Below are 16,640 nucleotides of genomic sequence, written 5' to 3'. Positions count from 1 at the left end.
GGGAGGATCTGCTTATGACACTGACGATTGGCATCTTGACCGGTGGTGGAGATGTGCCGGGGTTAAATCCCTGCATCAAATCGGTTGTAATGGGGGCGCTTGAATTGGGGTACCGAGTGATTGGTATTCGCCGAGGGTGGGCTGGTTTGTTGCACTACAACCCGGACGAACCCTCAACACGGGAGTATTACATCCGGGAACTCCATGCAGAAGATGTGCGCACGATAGATCGGACAGGCGGGACGGTATTGCACACTTCACGCACTAATCCGCAGCGCGTTTCCCCCAAAGATACCCCCGATTTCTTGAAGAATTCTAAGTGGGGCAAGCTCATTCCCGAGGAAGGTAAAACCGACTATACGGATTATGTGCTCAACGTCTTAGGACATTTAGGAATTGATGTCTTGGTTCCCATTGGTGGGGATGATACCCTTTCTTTTGCCGTACGCCTGCATCGTGAGGGTTTTCCTGTTGTTGCTATTCCCAAAACGATGGATAACGATGTCTTTGGCACGGATTACTGCATTGGTTTTTCAACTGCAGTGACGCGGAGCGTAGAGTTCATCACCAACATGCGTACTTCGGTGGGATCGCATGAACGGATCGGCGTGGTGGAATTATTTGGCCGCTACTGTGGTGAGACTTGCTTGATCAGTGGCTATTTGGCTTACGTGGATCGCGCTGTTATCCCTGAAGTCCCGTTTGATATCCAGAAGCTGTGTGACTACCTAATGTTCGATAAGCGTAACAATCCCTCAAATTATGCCATTATGACTATCTCAGAGGGTGCTGTTATGGAAGGAGGGGAGCTCTTCGTGACTGGGGAGGCGGATGCTTACGGGCATCGCAAGCTCGGTGGGATTGGGATGATTGTGAGCGAGGAGATCAAGCGCCGCACAGGACAAAATACAATGTACCAGCAGCTTGGCTACTTGATGCGTTCGGGTGCGCCGGATTCGCTTGATCGGATGGTTGCCATGTCGTTTGGCAATCTGGCCATTCAATTAATTCGGCGCAAAGAAACCGGCAAGATGGTGGCCCTACACGGTGGTAAATACACCACTGTGCCGGTTGAGATAGTGATGGCCGGGCGCAAGCGAGTGGATGTGCCCAGTTACTACGATATTGAAACGTATCGCCCACGGGTTAAAGATTTCATGGGCGTGCCGATGTTTCTAAGTTGATCTGCCGTGGCCCTGACCTCTTGTCAGGGCCCTTATTTTTCTTCTACTCCTTACAGAGCGAGAAATGGGCCCATGGGTCGAGAAGAACAAGGAGTTACCCGCGACCGGTATATGATCATCCCACGTACATTGGTGTTCATTACTCGCGGGAAGGAAGTCTTGCTTCTTAAGGGGGCACCAACCAAACGCCTTTGGGCTGGGCGTTACAACGGGATCGGGGGACACGTTGAACGGGGTGAAGGGGTTCTGGAGGCCGCTAAACGCGAGGTGCGCGAGGAAACCGGACTCTCTATCGGCAACCTGCGGTTATGCGGTGTGGTGATGATTGATACCGGAGAGCCCATTGGAATTGGGTTGTATGTCTTTCGCGGGGAGTATGAAGGTGGTGAGGTGATCTCTTCACCTGAAGGAACGGCAGAGTGGATTCAGCGCGAGGCTTTATCTAGCCAACCTCTAGTACCAGATCTCTCCGTATTGCTACCGCGTGTACTGGCGCATCGCGACGGCGATCCGGTTTTTATTGCCCATTACTATTATGATGATCAGGACACACTCCAAATTCGATTTGAAACTTCCTAACCCTCCCCAGAGGGGGGAGAGTTGCCGATCCCATCAGCGGACTTATAGCGGTAGAAAACCAGCTTGGTAGAGCCATAATGACGTTGTTCCACCTCTTCCAAGTTGGTTAATTGCTCAAGTGGTCTGTATTCCTTGGGATCAATTTGCACAATAACTATGCCATGCGGGGAAAGCCAAGCCGGGTTTAAATCCAGGGCTTGTAAGGCCTTTTCCCACAACCCCTTGTATTGAGGGGGCGCAATAAAGATGAAATCGAAGCGCCGGGTGGGGGGCTGCCGTAGAAAGACAAAGGCATCCATGTGTAAAACCTCTGTCCCCTGCTCCAAATGGGTGAGGCGAAGGTTCTCTTTTATGGTTGAAATGGCTTGTCGGCTGGTGTCAAGAAAGCACACGTAAGCGGCACCCCGGCTGAGGGCCTCAATACCCACGCTCCCGGTCCCGGCGAATAAGTCCAGGAAAGAAGCCCCCTCGATTTCCGGACCGATGATGTTGAACAGCGCTTCCTTGACCCGATCGGTGATCGGGCGAGTTCCGCTACCAGGAACGCTACGAAGGCGGATGCCTCCAGCCTTGCCGCTAATGATACGTGGGGGAGTCATCCTGTCTTACCTATACCATTATCGTGGCATCACAAGCGGCTTTGATGTTGCCGTGAGGGGTAATGATGGGCAGGACGCACCCTGTACCCAAAACAAACCGCTTGCCTTGGGTTTCCTCGATGGCTCTGAATGCTTCGCGCCGAACGTCCTCGGGGGTGCCCAACGCCATGGTGCTCCATTGGGACAGACCGCCGCATACGGCAACCGATACTTGTTCCAAGGCTTCTTTAAGAGATGGAGGTGTTTGTTGATCGTGCCAGTTCAGAATCTGAACCGGGTAGTCGCGCACCTGTTCAAACATAATGTTTTCGCCGTGGACATGCCCCACATTGAGCCAGAAATCGCGCGCGGCTTCTAGTATCCTAAGATCATAAGCCCGTCCGAATTCCGCGAATTCGGAAGCTGCCAGCAGGCTAAAGCGGGCATGCTGGATAGCGTAGAAGATGCCATCAACGCCAATGCTCTTTAGGGCATCAATAAAAGCAAGGGTGGTCTCGGTGATCTGTTTCAAACCGATATGCAAGGCATCGGGTGCGGTACGCAGGTGGAGGATGAGCCGATCCTCCCCAACTAGGTTTTTGGCTTGGGCTAATGGGGAGAAAATAGTCTGTAGGATGGGCACCTTGCCATCGTAATATTTTTTAAGGAGGCGCAAGGCTTTCAGGGCATCACCGAGAGCACCACGCTCAGGATCCAGGAGGGGTAACCCCTCCCAATCTTCAGGATTCTGGATGGGATAATGCGTATAAGTTCGGGTTCCTTCTGGGTTGCCTTCCCAGCGGTCAGTTACACCCCAGTCGCGTAAACAATATGAAGAGGCAGGCGTTACTTTTACAAAGTCGAAGTCATAGGAATCCTGAAAGTTGATGATGGCTGCTACCAGCCCCTCGGGGGTTTGATCGTCCACCGGGAAGTGACGCCACAGGGCTACTGGGATGCGGTCCACCGGTTCACCCGCCAGGCAGCGCTGCAGACGAGTGAAGTGATCAAGAGGTGCCATTCTTGTCCTCCTTTATGGGGGTAATACCTCTAAATTGGATTGAGCGGGGGTGGAGAATAAGCTCAAGATTTCCTCATCTTCATGACTCTGATTTTCAATATATTTTTCCATAAATGCTGAGCGGCGCATTCGCAAGGCCATTGGCGCCACCTGGCGAAGATCCTCGAGGGTGACTTCCGTCCGGCCATCGGCGGCGGCATAAGCGCGGGCAGCTTCGAGCAAGGTAATCTCGGCCCGCAGAGAATCAATCTTGAGGGCTTGGATCAGCGCAATGGCCTGAAGTGCCACCTGATCCGAGACCTGTACCGAGGGGAGCAGACGGCGAGCAGTGGCAATTTCTTCGCGCATCAGGGCCGTCTCTTCGGCGTAGTGGGCTACAGTTGCACGTGGGTTGATGCGGTGATACTGGCTGCGGCGGTAGGCTTCCAGCCGTTGTTGGGGGTCTTTTAGCCCGTGTACCAAGATTCGTAATCCAAAGCGGTCTAAGATTTGGGGACGGAGATTGCCTTCTTCGGGATTCATGGAGCCAATCAACACGAAACGGGCGCGGTAGGTTGCCGAGAGCGGTCCTCGCCGCACGGTATAGGTGCCACTGGAGGCTGCGTCTAAGACGGCATCCACAATCTCATCCGGCAATAGATTGACCTCATCTACATACAAAATATTGCGGTCGGCCTGAGCCAGGATACCCCGCTTGAGACGAAAGCGTTCGTGCGCTACCGCACGTTCATCCAATCCGCCGACCACATCTTCTAGACGGGCATTTAAGGGCAATTCGATCAATTTGACGCGGTCTTTGATGGTGAGGGGGCGCCCTTCAGCGTATTTGCGGGCACAGTCGGGGCATACGGCGTCAATCCCACCCATTTCAATATCTTCAGGGAGGCAGCCGTAAAAGCAGGCGCTGCGCTCAATTTCAGGGAGCAAATCCAGCAAACTGCGTACTGCGGTGGTTTTACCCGTGCCGCGGGGGCCAATCAAGAGCACTCCGCCAATGGCAGGGTTAATGAGATTAAGGCACAGTGCCAGTCGCATCTCAAATTGCCCGACAATAGCCAGGAAGGGGAACGGCAGTGGTTCGGCCAGACCTGCATCCTCTTGCGGATAGATGTCCTTAAGGGCGCGTCCGGACACGATATCAATCAATTCCCGCAGAGAACGTGGTTGAGGAGAGCTGCTTGAGGGTTGGATGTTTTCGGGTACAGCAAATGTTTCGTTCATGGGCAAGGACTACACATCATTATACGTCCAATAACGGTTGGCAAAAAAGTTCCAAATCATCACAATTCCGATCACAATGGCCAAGGTCAGATTATGGGCAACAATAATGGGGGAAAGAATGACCAGTTTCCACCATACTTGGAAGAAACGGATCAGAATTGGTTCAAGAAACGCAAACAGTGGGGTACGAATTAGCAACCCGATCGTGCTAACCACGAAAAACTGGACACCCTGCTGAGCGAGGGGTTTGCTACGCGAATCGGGATAGGTCCAGAAGCGGTTCCAAGTGAAGTTGCTTAGCACGGCGGCAATAAACGAAATCACGCTTGCCCAAACTGCGTTTTGCCGAAAGAAGGCAAAAGCCTGAGTTAGCATATTAAAAATCCCAAAGTCAATGATCGCTCCAATGGCGCCTACCACGGCAAAGCGCAGAAAGCGCCCTTGCTCCTTGGGGTTTGTGAAAAGAGCCATCACAATCCCATTTTTTGGCGGAAATACGGTATGGTCAGCCGTATGCCCTCCTCTAACGACGTCTTGGGTTCCCAGCCTAGGATCTGGCGAGCACGAGTGATGTCAGGCTGCCGGCGCTGGGGATCATCGCCTAACCGACTCCCTGGTTTGAAGACAATGCCGGCCTTGTTACCAGTTAAGCGGTTGATGACCTCAGCAAATTCCAGAATGGTAATTTCTTGTGGATTGCCCAGGTTGACGGGGTAATGTTCATCAGAAAGCAAAAGGCGGTAAATCCCTTCGATTAGGTCATCCACGTAGCAGAAGCTACGGGTCTGGGTTCCATCGCCGTAAACAGTGAGAGGTTCGCCGCGCAGAGCCTGCTGGATGAAATTGGGCACGACACGTCCATCGTCCAGGCGCATGCGAGGTCCGTAGGTATTGAAAATGCGCACAATGCGTGTATCCAAACCATGGTAGCGGTGGTAGGCCATAGTAAGCGCTTCGGCAAAGCGCTTGGCCTCATCATATACCGAACGTACCCCAATGGGGTCTACATGTCCCCAGTAACTCTCTTTCTGTGGGTGCTCAAGAGGATCACCATAAATCTCGCTTGTGGAGGCCAGCAGATAACGGGCATTGTGGGCCCTGGCCACCCCTAGGGTATTATGAGTACCCAGCGCTCCTGCTTTCATCGTTTGAATAGGAAGATTAGTATACCCATATGGGGAATTGGGGTTGGGACTAGCCGGGGAGGCAAAGTGGAGCACGGCATCAACCTTGCCAGGCACAAAGATAAAATTGGACACATCGTGACGAATAAAGAGAAAGCGCGGATTTCCGGCTAAGTGGGCAAGGTTGTCCGGGCTCCCAGTAATGAAATTATCCATGCCAATGACTTCATGGCCTTGTTGGAGTAAATAGTCACACAGGTGGGAACCCAGAAAACCTGCTGCACCAGTAACTAGAATTCGCATGTATCTCTTCTCCTAGCAGTTGTCTATTTCCAATCTATTCGACGGGTTAGGCCATCGCTTGTGACCTGACGAACCTGACCCGAGGGAACCTCAACCAGCCACAGATTACCCTGATAGATGATTGCGATCCAGCGCGATGAAGTGAGTGATGAAAGCGGAGACCAAACCGGATGCTGGGGCTCAAGCCCAATGGACCCTTCGGGAGGGAATAGGGCGCGCTGGTCGGATCCGTCCCGGTCCATCAACATCAGACGGTAGCGGCTGGTGTCACTTTGAGAGGGGAAAAGCGCCTGCAAATAGGCGACCCATTGAGGAAGCCCCTGGTTTTCAGGAAGAGGCACTGGGTTGGCAAACATGCCCGTATCTTTAACAATATCCAGCACCATCAGTGGATCCACCGACAAGGCTTTGAGCGTGAACGACGAACCACCCGTGTCCCCATAGGTTGCATTGGCGGTGGTAAACAGAAAGCGACCATCGGCTGTCCAGCGTAGGGAGGGCACCCATGCCCAGTCGCCCCCAGTTTCCAGCGGCTGAAGCGATAAAAGGGGTTCAAAGGTCTGCTCTTTCAGATTGACCCATCCCACTGAGTCAGGGCGCGCAAAGGCCAGATAGGACCCGTTGGGCGACCAGGCAAATAGGGTTCCCCACCATCCGTAAATTCCCCCTGCGTTGGAGTCGATCAGTTTTTCGTTTTTGATGATGCGTCCATCGGATGAGAAGGTTAAGCGGTAAAGATCATTATTGGCCTGCCATCCTGGGGGGGCGCTGCGAGGTTCGACGGTGGAGTAGGTGATTGTTAGCGAGGTGCCAGGAACCCATTCAGCGTAATGCACAACATTGGCAACTTTGAGGTCAATCGGTTGGGGGCGTTCTGCAGTCAGGTTGACAACCCAGAGGGTATTGATTTGCCCCGTCTCTTTGCTCTGGCGGGTATAGAGTAGCCATTTGCTATCTGGAGAAAGGGAAAACACGCGCCCGTCTAGGTCGCCAGAGGTGACCAATGGGTAACGATTACCCGTGCTCTCGCGAATTAGCCAGGCATTTCCCCCTGCCAAGTACACCAGATGGCCTGGTAGATCAATCGGAGCAAGAGGCGATTGCACCCCTACCATGACAATCTCGGGACGTGGCTCGCTAATGGTTTCCACCTTAAAAACGTTTCGAGCAACTTCTGTGCCGTTTTCCAACAGACGGCGGTAGGTGATCCGTTGCAACCCGTTTTCTCCTGGTTGGACCAAGCGTGTTTCTCCCTCAGCAAGTGATTCGTTCTTCACGACTTGCTGTTCAAAGGGAACCACTACTTCTTCCGTTTCAAAAATCTCTTTAACGCGTATAATAGTAATCCTCGAAGAACTGTTCAAGATGGTGTACGTGGGCGGTTCGGTGCGATCCAGCACTCCCAAGGTAAGCCCTAGCCGTTCAAGAACTGTCTGAACGTTTGTGCCGATGGGTACTTGAGCCCCGTAAACTTGCCCGTTATCCTCAACTGTGATACTGATGTCATGACTTGCGTTTGGAAAAGCAGCGCAAGCATGCAACACCAGCAGTGAAAGGATCAGGATAGACAAAGGTATAAAGCCGATACGGCGGTAGTGTTTCATTGTTGTTAAGTTCATTTAGGATCATTCTAAGGCGGTTTCAATTATAGCATGCAGCAAGACAATCTTGATGCTCTCTCGCTCCCGCTTGAAAGTATTGTGGAAGCCTTGATCTTTGTGGCGTCTTCCCCCTTGACCCCAGCCCAACTGGCAACTGCTATCGGTGTGAGGGAAGAGGAGATCAGGGCTGCTCTTTTGCGCCTTGAGGAATCCTATCAAAAGCGAGGACTACGCTTGCGCATTCATCAGGGGCATTATGAACTCACAACTGCCCCCGAGGTTTCCCTCTATGTGGAGCGCCTGCTGGGACTAGAGGTCGGATCCCGATTGAGCAAAGCGGCGCTGGAAACCCTTGCTATAATCGCTTACCGTCAGCCTATTACTCGTGCGGGGATTGAAGCCATCCGAGGGGTAAACAGCGATTCGGTAGTTCGCAGCCTGCTGGCTAAGGGTTTAATTGAAGAACGCGGGCGCGCCGATTCACCAGGCCGACCGCTTCTTTATGGGACCACGTCAGACTTCCTTGCTTATTTTGGTTTGGAATCCCTGGATCAGTTGCCGCCGCTTGAGGCATCTGATGAGGAATCTTCCGATAACTCCCTGTTGAAGGATTGATCCATGACTGAAGAACGTTTGCAGAAAATCCTTGCCCGTGCTGGTCTGGGCTCACGACGCGAAGCTGAGGCGCTTATTGAACAAGGGCGGGTTAAAGTCAATGGTGTCACGGCTACACTGGGGATGAAAGCGGATCCTGAAAGAGATCAGATCACAGTAGATGGGCACCCAATTCCCAAACCGGCATCTCAATTTACCTATGTGATTCTCAACAAACCCCAAGGTGTGCTTTCAGATCATGCCCTCCATGAGAGGCGACGCACCGTTTATGACCTGGTACCTTTTCCAGGACATCTTTTCGTCGTGGGGCGCCTGGATTATGAGAGCGAGGGTCTAATTTTGCTTACCAATGACGGGGAACTGGCCAATCGCCTTACTCATCCGCGTTATGGTAAGGAAAAAGAGTATCGGGTTTTGGTTGCAAGGCGCCCTGATGAGAAACAATTGGAAGCCTGGCGCCATGGCGTGGTCCTGCCAGACGGGCGAAGGGCCGCTCCTGCTGAGGTAAGCGTGGAAGGAGTGGTGCGCGAGGGGGCCTGGCTGCGGGTGGTGATGTATGAAGGGCGCAAACGAGAAATCCGCGAAATAGCCCGCACCATAGGGTTACCTGTACGGCGGCTAGTGCGTACGCGAATTGGGCCGATTCAACTTGGAAATCTGAAGCCTGGCGAGTGGCGTCACTTAACCCAGGATGAGGTGGAGCGTCTTAGAACCTACGCAATGAGCGAGTCGCCTCGTTCGGATACTAAACGCACGCGTCGGGCACGAGCCCTTTAGACGGTTCTTAACGACCCTCCCATTTTTCATTGGGAAGCGCTTTTTGCAGTTCCTGGATCAGCGCTGCTGGTGCTGGGCTTTCTTTGGCTTGGCGACGCACAAACTCCTTAAGTTTGGCCAATGGTACTGCCGGTATGGGGGATTCCTCAATTTCAAGCGAGGCCTTGGGGTTGGTGAAGACCAGGATGGCTTTAGGAGTAGGGAATGGGTTGGCATCCCCCAGGGTCTTTTTAAGAAACTTGTTCAGATCCTCAACAGCATATGCGGCTTCCAGGTCGGGACGACCAAGGTTTTCTTGACCAAAAATTTTAAGATAGAGATTGCCACCCTTCTGGCGAAAACGGCGCTTATTAGGGTCGTAAGTGATCGTACCGGCCACTGTGACCGGAATCAGAGCCCAAATACCCGCTGGTCCGATCAGCATATGAGGGATTCCCGAAACGTAGTGATAAAGCGCATATTTGTCTTCCAGGCCTTTGAGGGCATTGGTCAGCAGTTCATCAGGACGGGGAGAACGTCCCCAGCGGTTGCCGAAGTAAATTCCGGCCTGCGAGAGAACAAAACCCACAATCAGGGCTGTAAGACTTAAGGTGTACTGCTCGGGGTGGGCGAAAGAGATATAAAGCCCAAACCCGAGAATAACTAGAGCTATAATGGTGGCAATTTGGCCAATACGGCGGTTGCGTTGAATCAGACGCGAGTTACGAATGACTTTCATGGATGGACCTCAATGATCTTCAGGGGTGGGAGTTTCGAGACTGGAGAGCCTTTCTTTTAGGGCATCACGGAGGTTTTCCAGAAGGTTGGCTTGGATAGCCTCATGAGCAACCCGTAAGGCATTCATGATTGCACGGGCATCTGAGCGCCCGTGTCCGATGAACACTAATCCATCGATTCCCAGCAGGGGGGCAGCGCCAACCTCTGAGGGATCAAGCATTTTGCGAATGTGGCTGAAGGCTGGTTTTGCTAGCAAGGCCCCCAATTTGGTGCGCCAGGAGGCCATAAGTGCTTCGCGTAGTACGTCTGTGATCAGTTTGGCCACCGCTTCACTAGATTTTAGCATGACGTTGCCTGTGAACCCATCGGTGACCACAACATCGGCTTCCCCATTGAAAACCTCTTTTCCCTCTACATTCCCGATGAAGTTCAGGCCGCTTTTCTCGAGCAGGGGGTAGGTTTCTTTCACCAATTGATTGCCTTTGCCTGGTTCTTCGCCGTTAGAAAGTAATCCCACGCGGGGGTGTGGCTTGCGCAGCACTTTTTCGGCGTAAACACTTCCCATAATGGCAAACTGGAGCAAAAATTCCGGGCGGCAATCGGCGTTCGCGCCAATGTCTAGAACGACGCAGTAACCACCCCGAACTGGGAACAGAGCCGTTAAGGCCGGTCGGGCAACGCCGGGAACGCGACCGAGAACGCGCAAAGCGTTGAACATGACCCCACCCGTATTTCCGGCACTGACAAAAGCCTGAGCCTTACCCTTTTTGACCAGTTCAAGCCCTACGGCCATTGAATTGCGGGGCTTTAGGCGCGCTGCTTCAACGGGTTTATCGGCCATTTCCAGCACGTCTGGGGCGTGCTCAATAGATATGGGCAAATTGTGAGTGTTAAGGGCGCGGAGGCGGGGTTCAAGGCGGGATTGATCACCAACTAAGATGACTTCAAGGTTCAGGGCTTCTGCTGCCATAAGCGCGCCCTGGATTTCAGGCTCGGGATAGCGATCGCTTCCCATTGCATCAAGTGCAATAGCCATGGTCTCTCCTTCTCTCAGGGTGAGTGTTTAATTGGGTAGTCATCGGCTTGACATTAATACCTAGTAAATTATATAATAAGCCGCGGATGATGCGCTGGTGCTGGAACTGGCAGACAGGCATGGTTGAGGGCCATGTGCCGAAAGGCGTGCGGGTTCAACTCCCGCCCAGCGCACAGGAAAGGGCCCATCCCTAAGGATGGGTCTTTTATGTCTTTCGGCGGGTGACAAACCAGGTTAATTCCTCTAGATATTGACGTTCTGGGCTTTCGGGCAGGGCATATAGATCATCCAGTGCGTTTTGGACAAACCGCTCGGCCTCGTGATGCGCTTCTTCGATGGCTTGGCTTTGTCGAATGCGTTCAATCAAATCTAGAATGTCTATTTCGTTTTGAAGGCATTTGCCTTGAAGCAGCGTTTTTGAAAGGGGATCCTCCGGGTAGGCGCGCAGATAGTTAATCGTGGGCAGGGTAATGATTCCCTGGCGTAGGTCGCTACCAATTGGCTTGCCTAGTTGGGGCTCTTCTCCAGTGAAATCAAGGATATCATCAACGATTTGAAATGCCATTCCTAATTCACGTCCAAAATGGCGTAATCGTGCGATCAAATTGTCGTCCTCGGTACTGATCATTGCTGCGCAACCGGTGGATGCCTCAAACAAGGATGCTGTTTTGGCGTAAATGCGCTGGTAGTAATGATCGAGTGCAGTTTGGCACGGTTGCCCAAACATCTGGCTAATTTCTCCGTTGACAATGATGGTCAGAGTCTCAGCAAAGAGGCGCATTACAGGGATGGAATTAGTTTCAGCAGCCAGTTTCGCCGCACGTGCGAAGAGAAAATCACCGGTGAGCACTGTTGCCCCAGGTGACCAGCGCGCATTAAGCGTGGGAATGCCGCGGCGGAGCAGAGCACCATCGATGAGATCGTCGTGCACCAGTGTAGCCGTGTGAAGTAATTCAATCGAAGCCGCCAGGGTGATCAATTGAGGTTCCGATGCACCCAACATTCGGCCCACCAGCAGGGTTAGGGTGGGGCGAATCCGTTTCCCGCCAGATTTCAAAAGGTGATCGAGCGCAGCCTGTAAATCAGTATGATACCCCTCGGCTTGGGCTCTGATTAATTCCTCAACCTGGTGAATTTGATCTAGGACAGGGACAAAGAAAGAGGTCATGGTGCTCAAAGCAAACTCCAATATTGGGGCAGATTAAAGAGACGAGTAGCGTTTGTACTAGTTATGCACGCTAGTTCCTTAAGAGGGATGTCTCGCAGAGCACAAATTTTTTCGGCTACCAGTACTAGGTTGCTTGGTTCATTACGCTTTCCCCGGTACGGGATAGGGGTCAAATATGGGGAGTCGGTTTCAAGGACCAACATCTCCAAAGGCATATTCTGGATGATGGCTTGGGTGCGCTCATGGGTGCGATAGGTGATGGACCCCGCCAGACCGAGGCAGAACCCTAGCCGGGTGATCCAGGTCATTTCGTCGAGGTCGCCTTCGAAGGCGTGAAAAACCCCCATAGATGGCTTGGCCGAGGCATGGGAGAAATGGAGGGATTCTACCCACTGGCCTATTATTCTTTGCAGATCCTGGAAGGAGGCGCGCTGGTGCAAGATTACCGGCAATCCCCGCTCCGCCGCCAGATTCAGCTGGGCGGTTAAGATGGCTTGTTGCAGTTCGGGTGGGGCGTAGTTACGGTAGTAATCCAAGCCAATTTCACCAATGGCCACTACTTTAGAGTGCGTGCAGAGGGCTCGAAGTTCCGCAAGGGTGCGGCTGTTCCAAGATGTGGCGTAGTTCGGGTGCACACCAACTGCCGCGAAAACAGTAGGGTAGTGCTCGCTAAGAGCGACGGCTGCCTGGCTGGTTTCAAGGTCAATACCCGGCACAATCAACATGCCTACCCCACGAGATTGAGCCCGGGCTATCACCTCGTGAAGATCATGCTGAAACGGCTCCAGATAAAGGTGGCAGTGTGTATCTATCCAGATGGTCTCAGGCAAGTCCGGCAATGCGTAATCCATCCTGTAGAATGGGCTGAACACGGTCGGGATACGTAGTTTCACAGTACACACGAATAATCGGTTCGGTGCCTGAGAAGCGGATAAGCATCCATCCGCCGTCCTCTAACAAGAACTTAAAGCCGTCTAGTGTGTTGAGCCCCACTACCTTAAGGCCGCCAATCGTCTGTGGATTGGCATTGAGGATCATAGCCTCGCGCGTCTTTCGGTCTCCTGTGAACTGTTTATCAATGCGATCGTAATAGTGAGGTCCCACTTTGCTGAAAAGGAGGTCAAGGAGTTGGGAGGGCTTGCGATTGAGGCGTACCATCATATCCAGGAAATACAACCCAGCTAAAATACCATCCCGTTCTGGGACATTGCCGCGGAAGGCATAACCACCTGATTCTTCACCTCCGATCAGGGCGTTAGTTTCCAGAAACTTGGGTGCCACATACTTAAACCCAACGCCTGTCTCATATACAGGGACACCGTAAATCTCCCCAAGTTTTTCCAGCATGCTAGTAGTTGAAAGGGTCTTAATGATGGGCCCACGTTCGCCGCGTACCTCAAGAAGGTAAAATGCAAGTAGCCCATATACCTGCAACTGATTAACAAACCGTCCGTACTCATCGCCGATACCAACACGATCGGCGTCGCCATCAGTGACGATTAGCACATCGGCTCCGCGCTCAACAGTCGTTCGAAGCCCCACATCAATGTTGGGGGGGATGGGTTCAGGACGTTTCATTTCTGGAAAGATTGGATTGCGGGTGTTGTGGATTTCAAAGATCTCGGTTTTTCCACCAGCCAGCAAGCGTGGAAACCATCCGGCACCGTTGCCCCACATAGCGTCAACGACAATTTTCAAGCCAGCATCTCGAATGGGTTGCAAATCAATGAGCGATTGGAGATGTTCAATGTAGGCGGGGGCAGGATCAAAGCGCACTAGGCGCCCCTGCGCCTCGGCTTCATAGGCGGACATTCGCTGGACAGCACTTATATCGTCGGGAATGGCGCTTTCGATTTGCTTGAGTCCCTCGGGATCAATGGCTCCTCCTCTAGCATCCCGAACTTTGAAACCATTGTCCGTAGAAGGGTTGTGCGAAGCGGTAATGTTGATAGCTCCAACCGCCTTTCGCTCAACCACCGCATAGGCAATAACCGGGGTGGGCGTGGCTTTGTCGGTGAGATAAACGCGGAATCCGTTGCCACATAATACCTCGGCGGCTGCTTGGGCAAAGTTTTCAGAATGAAAGCGTTTATCGTAGCCGATCACGACCCATTCATCGTTGTGTCCTTTGGTTTTCAGGTAGTGGGCGAATCCCTGGGCACACCGGCGAACATTGTCAAATGTATAATCCTCGGCAATGACGCCGCGCCATCCGTCGGTGCCAAACACGATTTTATGTCCCATAGCGTCCTCCCCGTTGTTGCCGAATGTGATAATCCTAACAAAAGTAACCCTATTATATCAAGGGTAGCGTAGATGTGGCGGTGTAAAACAGATTTTGTCCATGCTTTGCTGTTGCAGGATAGTGCTTTCGATCACAATCTGCCTTATAATTAGGGAGTAACTCCTGAGCCGATGCCGGAAAAAGACTTTGGGAGAAGTGTCCATGAATATAACCAAAATCCGCGCCGATTTTCCGAGCCTGGAAGTCGGAAATGGGCGTAAACCGGTGATTTATTTTGATAACGCTTGCCAGACATTGAGACCACGCCAGGTGATAGAAGCGGTTCAGCGCTACTATCAGGAATTTCCGGCATGCAGTGGACGCAGCATGCATCGTATGGCTACCGAAGTAACGCGCGAGGTTGACCAGGCCCGCGAGAAGGTGGCTAAATTCCTGAACGCGGGTCGCAAGGAAGAGATTATTTTTACCCGAAACACCACGGAGGGAGTAAACCTTATTGCTTCGGCTCTTAACTGGAAAGCCGGGGATGTGATCCTGGTTTCGGACAAAGAACATAACTCCAATCTCATTCCCTGGCAGATGGTAGCAAAACGACATAGTGCTATTCTGCGCGTTGTACATACTCGTGCAGATAATACATTTGACATGGAAGCCTTTGAGCAAGCCCTAAAAGCAGGTCCGGTTAAACTGGTAGCGATGGGGTACACGTCCAACCTGGATGGGGTAACTATCCCCGCGGCCGAGATTGTCAAGCGGGCCCATCAGCAGGGCGCTTTGGTGTTCCTGGATGCGGCCCAGACGATCCCTCATCAACGAGTCAATGTGCGTGCCCTGGATGTGGATTTTCTGGCGTTTTCGGGACACAAGATGATGGGGCCTTCAGGGACAGGGGTGCTGTATGGAAAGTATCGCTTATTGGAGCAACTGGAACCCTTCCTGGTAGGTGGAGACACCGTTTCGTCTTCTACTTATGAAACATGCCAGTTTTTACCCCCGCCAGAGAAATTTGAAGCCGGGTTACAGGATTATGCCGGAATAATCGGATTAGCGGCAGCCGTGCAGTACATACAATCTATAGGTTTTGATACCATAGAGAAGCAAGAAAGGCTGCTCAACGAGTTCCTGAGCGAGGGCTTAGAGGAGATTCCTGGGGTCCGACTCATCGGGCCTTCCGATCCGCGTCTGCGGAGCGGAATCGTTGCTTTCTATATTGAAGGGGTTGATCATCATCGTATTGCTCTGATGTTGGATCAAATGGCCAATATTGCGGTACGCTCCGGGCAGCATTGTGTTCATTCTTGGTTCAACGCACGAGGTGTGGCGGGCTCAGTGCGGGCTTCGGTTTATGTCTATAACACCCTGGAAGAAGCCAAGCTGTTTCTCGACTCGCTTATCAAGATCCGAAAGGTGTTGTAAACCATGTTTTGTATTATTGCGTTCATTGTTCTTTCGATCCTGGGCATCTTCAGCGCATCCAATCGCCAGTTAGCTAAAGAGGCCTTGGATTGTGTTCTACGCCGGGTAACTCTGCGTCCATGTACTACCGGCTTTGATGAGAAAATGAAGGCAAAGATATTGGGGTACGTGATCACCCGTTCTGAAACCGGTGCCCGTTTTCTAAATCGCTATTTTGAGCCATTGTCTTGGATATTCTTTTTCCTGTTGGTGGGGAGCACATTTTTTGCAGCACGGGGGGTCTTCCTTTACTACACTACAGGAAGTTGCAATGGCCTCAATCAGAGTGGGTTTTGTGTGTTTGATCCTACTGGGCAGAACACGCAATTTTCCAGCGTAGATGAAAGCTGTCCGGTAACCTCAGGGGGCGATGTTGTATTAACTCTTGAGGGTGTGAATCTGAGCGGTTTTCCAAGACTCACCGGCGGTGCAAACGCCAAGCCAATTGTCTTTATTGGGTCCTATGGTTGTGATTACTCGCGCAAAGCCTATCCCATGATCCGACGGTTGGTTCAAAGGTATGGTGCGGAGTTGATTTTCCTCTACTATCCGGTCAAAGAGCACAGCGATTATTTGGCAAAAGTGGGTTATTGTGCCTATAAACTGGATCCGCAAAGGTTCTGGGATTTGAACGATCGCCTCTTTGCAGCCGATAAATCCCGGCTGGAGGATGAGGCGTTTGTGCAGGGGGTGTTGGAAGAAAGCGGTTTCAATGCTCAGTCGGTGCAGTTTTGTGCCAAGGATTTCCAAACTGAGTGGGTGGTGAAGCAGCAATTGGCAGAAGTGCGAAAGACAAATTTCTATGGTACCCCCACTGTATTCATTCAGAACGAAGCCCTGATTGGCCCTAAACCCTATCGGGTGTATGCAATTGCTCTGGAAGGATTGCTTTACTGGCTAAAGTAGAGCAGACGGGCGGGTACAAGCGAATTTACCCAAAGCGAACCCCACCCAATCAGGTACGGTTGATTCTTACCTGAGGATGTCTTATAATCTTCGTCAGACAATTTATGTCC

General features: G+C 52.1%; 17 protein-coding genes and 1 tRNA gene. 7 read left to right on the top strand and 11 right to left on the bottom strand.

The window, feature by feature from the left end; translation table 11 throughout:
* The first annotated feature begins 14 nt into the window (after window positions 1–14).
* A complete protein-coding gene (locus Q0721_RS04675; protein ID WP_299026080.1) occupies window positions 15–1,184 on the top strand; it encodes an ATP-dependent 6-phosphofructokinase in 1,170 nt (389 codons plus the stop codon).
* A 72-nt stretch (window positions 1,185–1,256) separates the two neighbouring features.
* Window positions 1,257–1,763: an NUDIX domain-containing protein gene (locus Q0721_RS04670; protein ID WP_299026078.1), complete on the top strand. Its 507-nt coding sequence runs from the start codon at window positions 1,257–1,259 to the stop codon at window positions 1,761–1,763.
* Here the strand turns inward: Q0721_RS04670 and rsmD are convergent.
* The 6 genes from rsmD to Q0721_RS04640 are packed head-to-tail and all read right to left on the bottom strand — an operon-like array spanning window position 1,760 to window position 7,629.
* Window positions 1,760–2,362 (bottom strand): 16S rRNA (guanine(966)-N(2))-methyltransferase RsmD, encoded by a 603-nt coding sequence (gene rsmD, locus Q0721_RS04665; RefSeq protein WP_299026076.1) that lies wholly within the window; start codon window positions 2,360–2,362, stop codon window positions 1,760–1,762. The genes Q0721_RS04670 and rsmD overlap by 4 nt on opposite strands.
* Window positions 2,363–2,372: 10 nt before the next feature.
* Window positions 2,373–3,362 (bottom strand): uroporphyrinogen decarboxylase family protein, encoded by a 990-nt coding sequence (locus Q0721_RS04660; RefSeq protein ID WP_299026073.1) that lies wholly within the window; start codon window positions 3,360–3,362, stop codon window positions 2,373–2,375.
* A gap of 12 nt (window positions 3,363–3,374) precedes the next feature.
* On the bottom strand, window positions 3,375–4,583 hold the full coding sequence (locus tag Q0721_RS04655; RefSeq protein WP_299026070.1) for an ATP-binding protein: 1,209 nt from the start codon (window positions 4,581–4,583) through the stop codon (window positions 3,375–3,377).
* Between the two features lie 9 nt (window positions 4,584–4,592).
* On the bottom strand, window positions 4,593–5,054 hold the full coding sequence (locus Q0721_RS04650) for a GtrA family protein (RefSeq protein ID WP_299026067.1): 462 nt from the start codon (window positions 5,052–5,054) through the stop codon (window positions 4,593–4,595).
* Window positions 5,054–6,010: a UDP-glucuronic acid decarboxylase family protein gene (locus Q0721_RS04645; protein ID WP_299026064.1), complete on the bottom strand. Its 957-nt coding sequence runs from the start codon at window positions 6,008–6,010 to the stop codon at window positions 5,054–5,056. The genes Q0721_RS04650 and Q0721_RS04645 overlap by 1 nt, the downstream gene beginning before the upstream one ends.
* Window positions 6,011–6,033: 23 nt before the next feature.
* Complete coding sequence (locus Q0721_RS04640; RefSeq protein WP_299026061.1) at window positions 6,034–7,629, bottom strand: G5 domain-containing protein; 1,596 nt, start codon at window positions 7,627–7,629, stop codon at window positions 6,034–6,036.
* A 33-nt stretch (window positions 7,630–7,662) separates the two neighbouring features.
* Between Q0721_RS04640 and scpB the strand changes: the two genes are divergently transcribed.
* Both scpB and Q0721_RS04630 read left to right on the top strand, forming a co-directional pair.
* Window positions 7,663–8,226, top strand: coding sequence for an SMC-Scp complex subunit ScpB (gene scpB, locus Q0721_RS04635; protein WP_299026058.1), 564 nt, complete (start codon window positions 7,663–7,665; stop codon window positions 8,224–8,226).
* A gap of 3 nt (window positions 8,227–8,229) precedes the next feature.
* Window positions 8,230–9,003: a pseudouridine synthase gene (locus tag Q0721_RS04630; protein WP_299026055.1), complete on the top strand. Its 774-nt coding sequence runs from the start codon at window positions 8,230–8,232 to the stop codon at window positions 9,001–9,003.
* Between the two features lie 7 nt (window positions 9,004–9,010).
* Here Q0721_RS04630 and Q0721_RS04625 read toward each other — a convergent pair whose 3' ends face one another.
* Complete coding sequence (locus tag Q0721_RS04625; protein ID WP_299026052.1) at window positions 9,011–9,721, bottom strand: hypothetical protein; 711 nt, start codon at window positions 9,719–9,721, stop codon at window positions 9,011–9,013.
* 9 nt (window positions 9,722–9,730) lie between these two features.
* Complete coding sequence (gene plsX / locus Q0721_RS04620; RefSeq protein ID WP_299026046.1) at window positions 9,731–10,756, bottom strand: phosphate acyltransferase PlsX; 1,026 nt, start codon at window positions 10,754–10,756, stop codon at window positions 9,731–9,733.
* A gap of 91 nt (window positions 10,757–10,847) precedes the next feature.
* On the opposite strand from plsX, the gene Q0721_RS04615 reads away from it, so the two are divergent.
* Window positions 10,848–10,929 (top strand) — tRNA-Leu (locus tag Q0721_RS04615).
* A 32-nt stretch (window positions 10,930–10,961) separates the two neighbouring features.
* Here the strand turns inward: Q0721_RS04615 and Q0721_RS04610 are convergent.
* Genes Q0721_RS04610 through Q0721_RS04600 form a run of 3 tightly spaced genes read right to left on the bottom strand, consistent with a single transcriptional unit; the run spans window position 10,962 to window position 14,168 of the window.
* On the bottom strand, window positions 10,962–11,924 hold the full coding sequence (locus Q0721_RS04610; protein ID WP_299026235.1) for a polyprenyl synthetase family protein: 963 nt from the start codon (window positions 11,922–11,924) through the stop codon (window positions 10,962–10,964).
* Window positions 11,925–11,929: 5 nt separating this feature from the next.
* Window positions 11,930–12,763: a TatD family hydrolase gene (locus tag Q0721_RS04605; protein ID WP_299026043.1), complete on the bottom strand. Its 834-nt coding sequence runs from the start codon at window positions 12,761–12,763 to the stop codon at window positions 11,930–11,932.
* Window positions 12,747–14,168, bottom strand: coding sequence for a phosphoglucomutase/phosphomannomutase family protein (locus Q0721_RS04600; protein WP_299026040.1), 1,422 nt, complete (start codon window positions 14,166–14,168; stop codon window positions 12,747–12,749). Before Q0721_RS04600 ends, Q0721_RS04605 begins: the two co-directional genes overlap by 17 nt.
* 202 nt (window positions 14,169–14,370) lie before the next feature.
* Here Q0721_RS04600 and Q0721_RS04595 point away from each other — a divergent pair, with 202 nt between their 5' ends.
* A complete protein-coding gene (locus tag Q0721_RS04595) occupies window positions 14,371–15,585 on the top strand; it encodes a cysteine desulfurase (protein WP_299026037.1) in 1,215 nt (404 codons plus the stop codon).
* Window positions 15,586–15,588: 3 nt separating this feature from the next.
* Window positions 15,589–16,530 (top strand): thioredoxin domain-containing protein, encoded by a 942-nt coding sequence (locus tag Q0721_RS04590; protein WP_299026034.1) that lies wholly within the window; start codon window positions 15,589–15,591, stop codon window positions 16,528–16,530.
* Window positions 16,531–16,640: the final 110 nt, after the last annotated feature.

Source organism: uncultured Thermanaerothrix sp. (genome assembly GCF_938028735.1).
Lineage (GTDB): Bacteria > Chloroflexota > Anaerolineae > Anaerolineales > Anaerolineaceae > Thermanaerothrix.
This window is presented reverse-complemented; position numbering and strand designations above follow the sequence as displayed.

Bases quoted from the DNA above. Each gene is read 5' to 3' on its own strand.
- Q0721_RS04630 (WP_299026055.1), top strand. From the start codon at position 8,230: ATGACTGAAGAACGTTTGCAGAAAATCCTTGCCCGTGCTGGTCTGGGC.
- rsmD (WP_299026076.1), bottom strand. From the start codon at position 2,362: ATGACTCCCCCACGTATCATTAGCGGCAAGGCTGGAGGCATCCGCCTT.
- Q0721_RS04670 (WP_299026078.1), top strand. From the start codon at position 1,257: ATGGGTCGAGAAGAACAAGGAGTTACCCGCGACCGGTATATGATCATC.
- Q0721_RS04675 (WP_299026080.1), top strand. From the start codon at position 15: ATGACACTGACGATTGGCATCTTGACCGGTGGTGGAGATGTGCCGGGG.
- Q0721_RS04640 (WP_299026061.1), bottom strand. From the start codon at position 7,629: ATGAACTTAACAACAATGAAACACTACCGCCGTATCGGCTTTATACCT.
- plsX (WP_299026046.1), bottom strand. From the start codon at position 10,756: ATGGCTATTGCACTTGATGCAATGGGAAGCGATCGCTATCCCGAGCCT.
- Q0721_RS04590 (WP_299026034.1), top strand. From the start codon at position 15,589: ATGTTTTGTATTATTGCGTTCATTGTTCTTTCGATCCTGGGCATCTTC.
- Q0721_RS04645 (WP_299026064.1), bottom strand. From the start codon at position 6,010: ATGCGAATTCTAGTTACTGGTGCAGCAGGTTTTCTGGGTTCCCACCTG.
- scpB (WP_299026058.1), top strand. From the start codon at position 7,663: ATGCAGCAAGACAATCTTGATGCTCTCTCGCTCCCGCTTGAAAGTATT.
- Q0721_RS04610 (WP_299026235.1), bottom strand. From the start codon at position 11,924: ATGACCTCTTTCTTTGTCCCTGTCCTAGATCAAATTCACCAGGTTGAG.
- Q0721_RS04595 (WP_299026037.1), top strand. From the start codon at position 14,371: ATGAATATAACCAAAATCCGCGCCGATTTTCCGAGCCTGGAAGTCGGA.
- Q0721_RS04650 (WP_299026067.1), bottom strand. From the start codon at position 5,054: ATGGCTCTTTTCACAAACCCCAAGGAGCAAGGGCGCTTTCTGCGCTTT.
- Q0721_RS04660 (WP_299026073.1), bottom strand. From the start codon at position 3,362: ATGGCACCTCTTGATCACTTCACTCGTCTGCAGCGCTGCCTGGCGGGT.
- Q0721_RS04625 (WP_299026052.1), bottom strand. From the start codon at position 9,721: ATGAAAGTCATTCGTAACTCGCGTCTGATTCAACGCAACCGCCGTATT.
- Q0721_RS04655 (WP_299026070.1), bottom strand. From the start codon at position 4,583: ATGAACGAAACATTTGCTGTACCCGAAAACATCCAACCCTCAAGCAGC.
- Q0721_RS04600 (WP_299026040.1), bottom strand. From the start codon at position 14,168: ATGGGACATAAAATCGTGTTTGGCACCGACGGATGGCGCGGCGTCATT.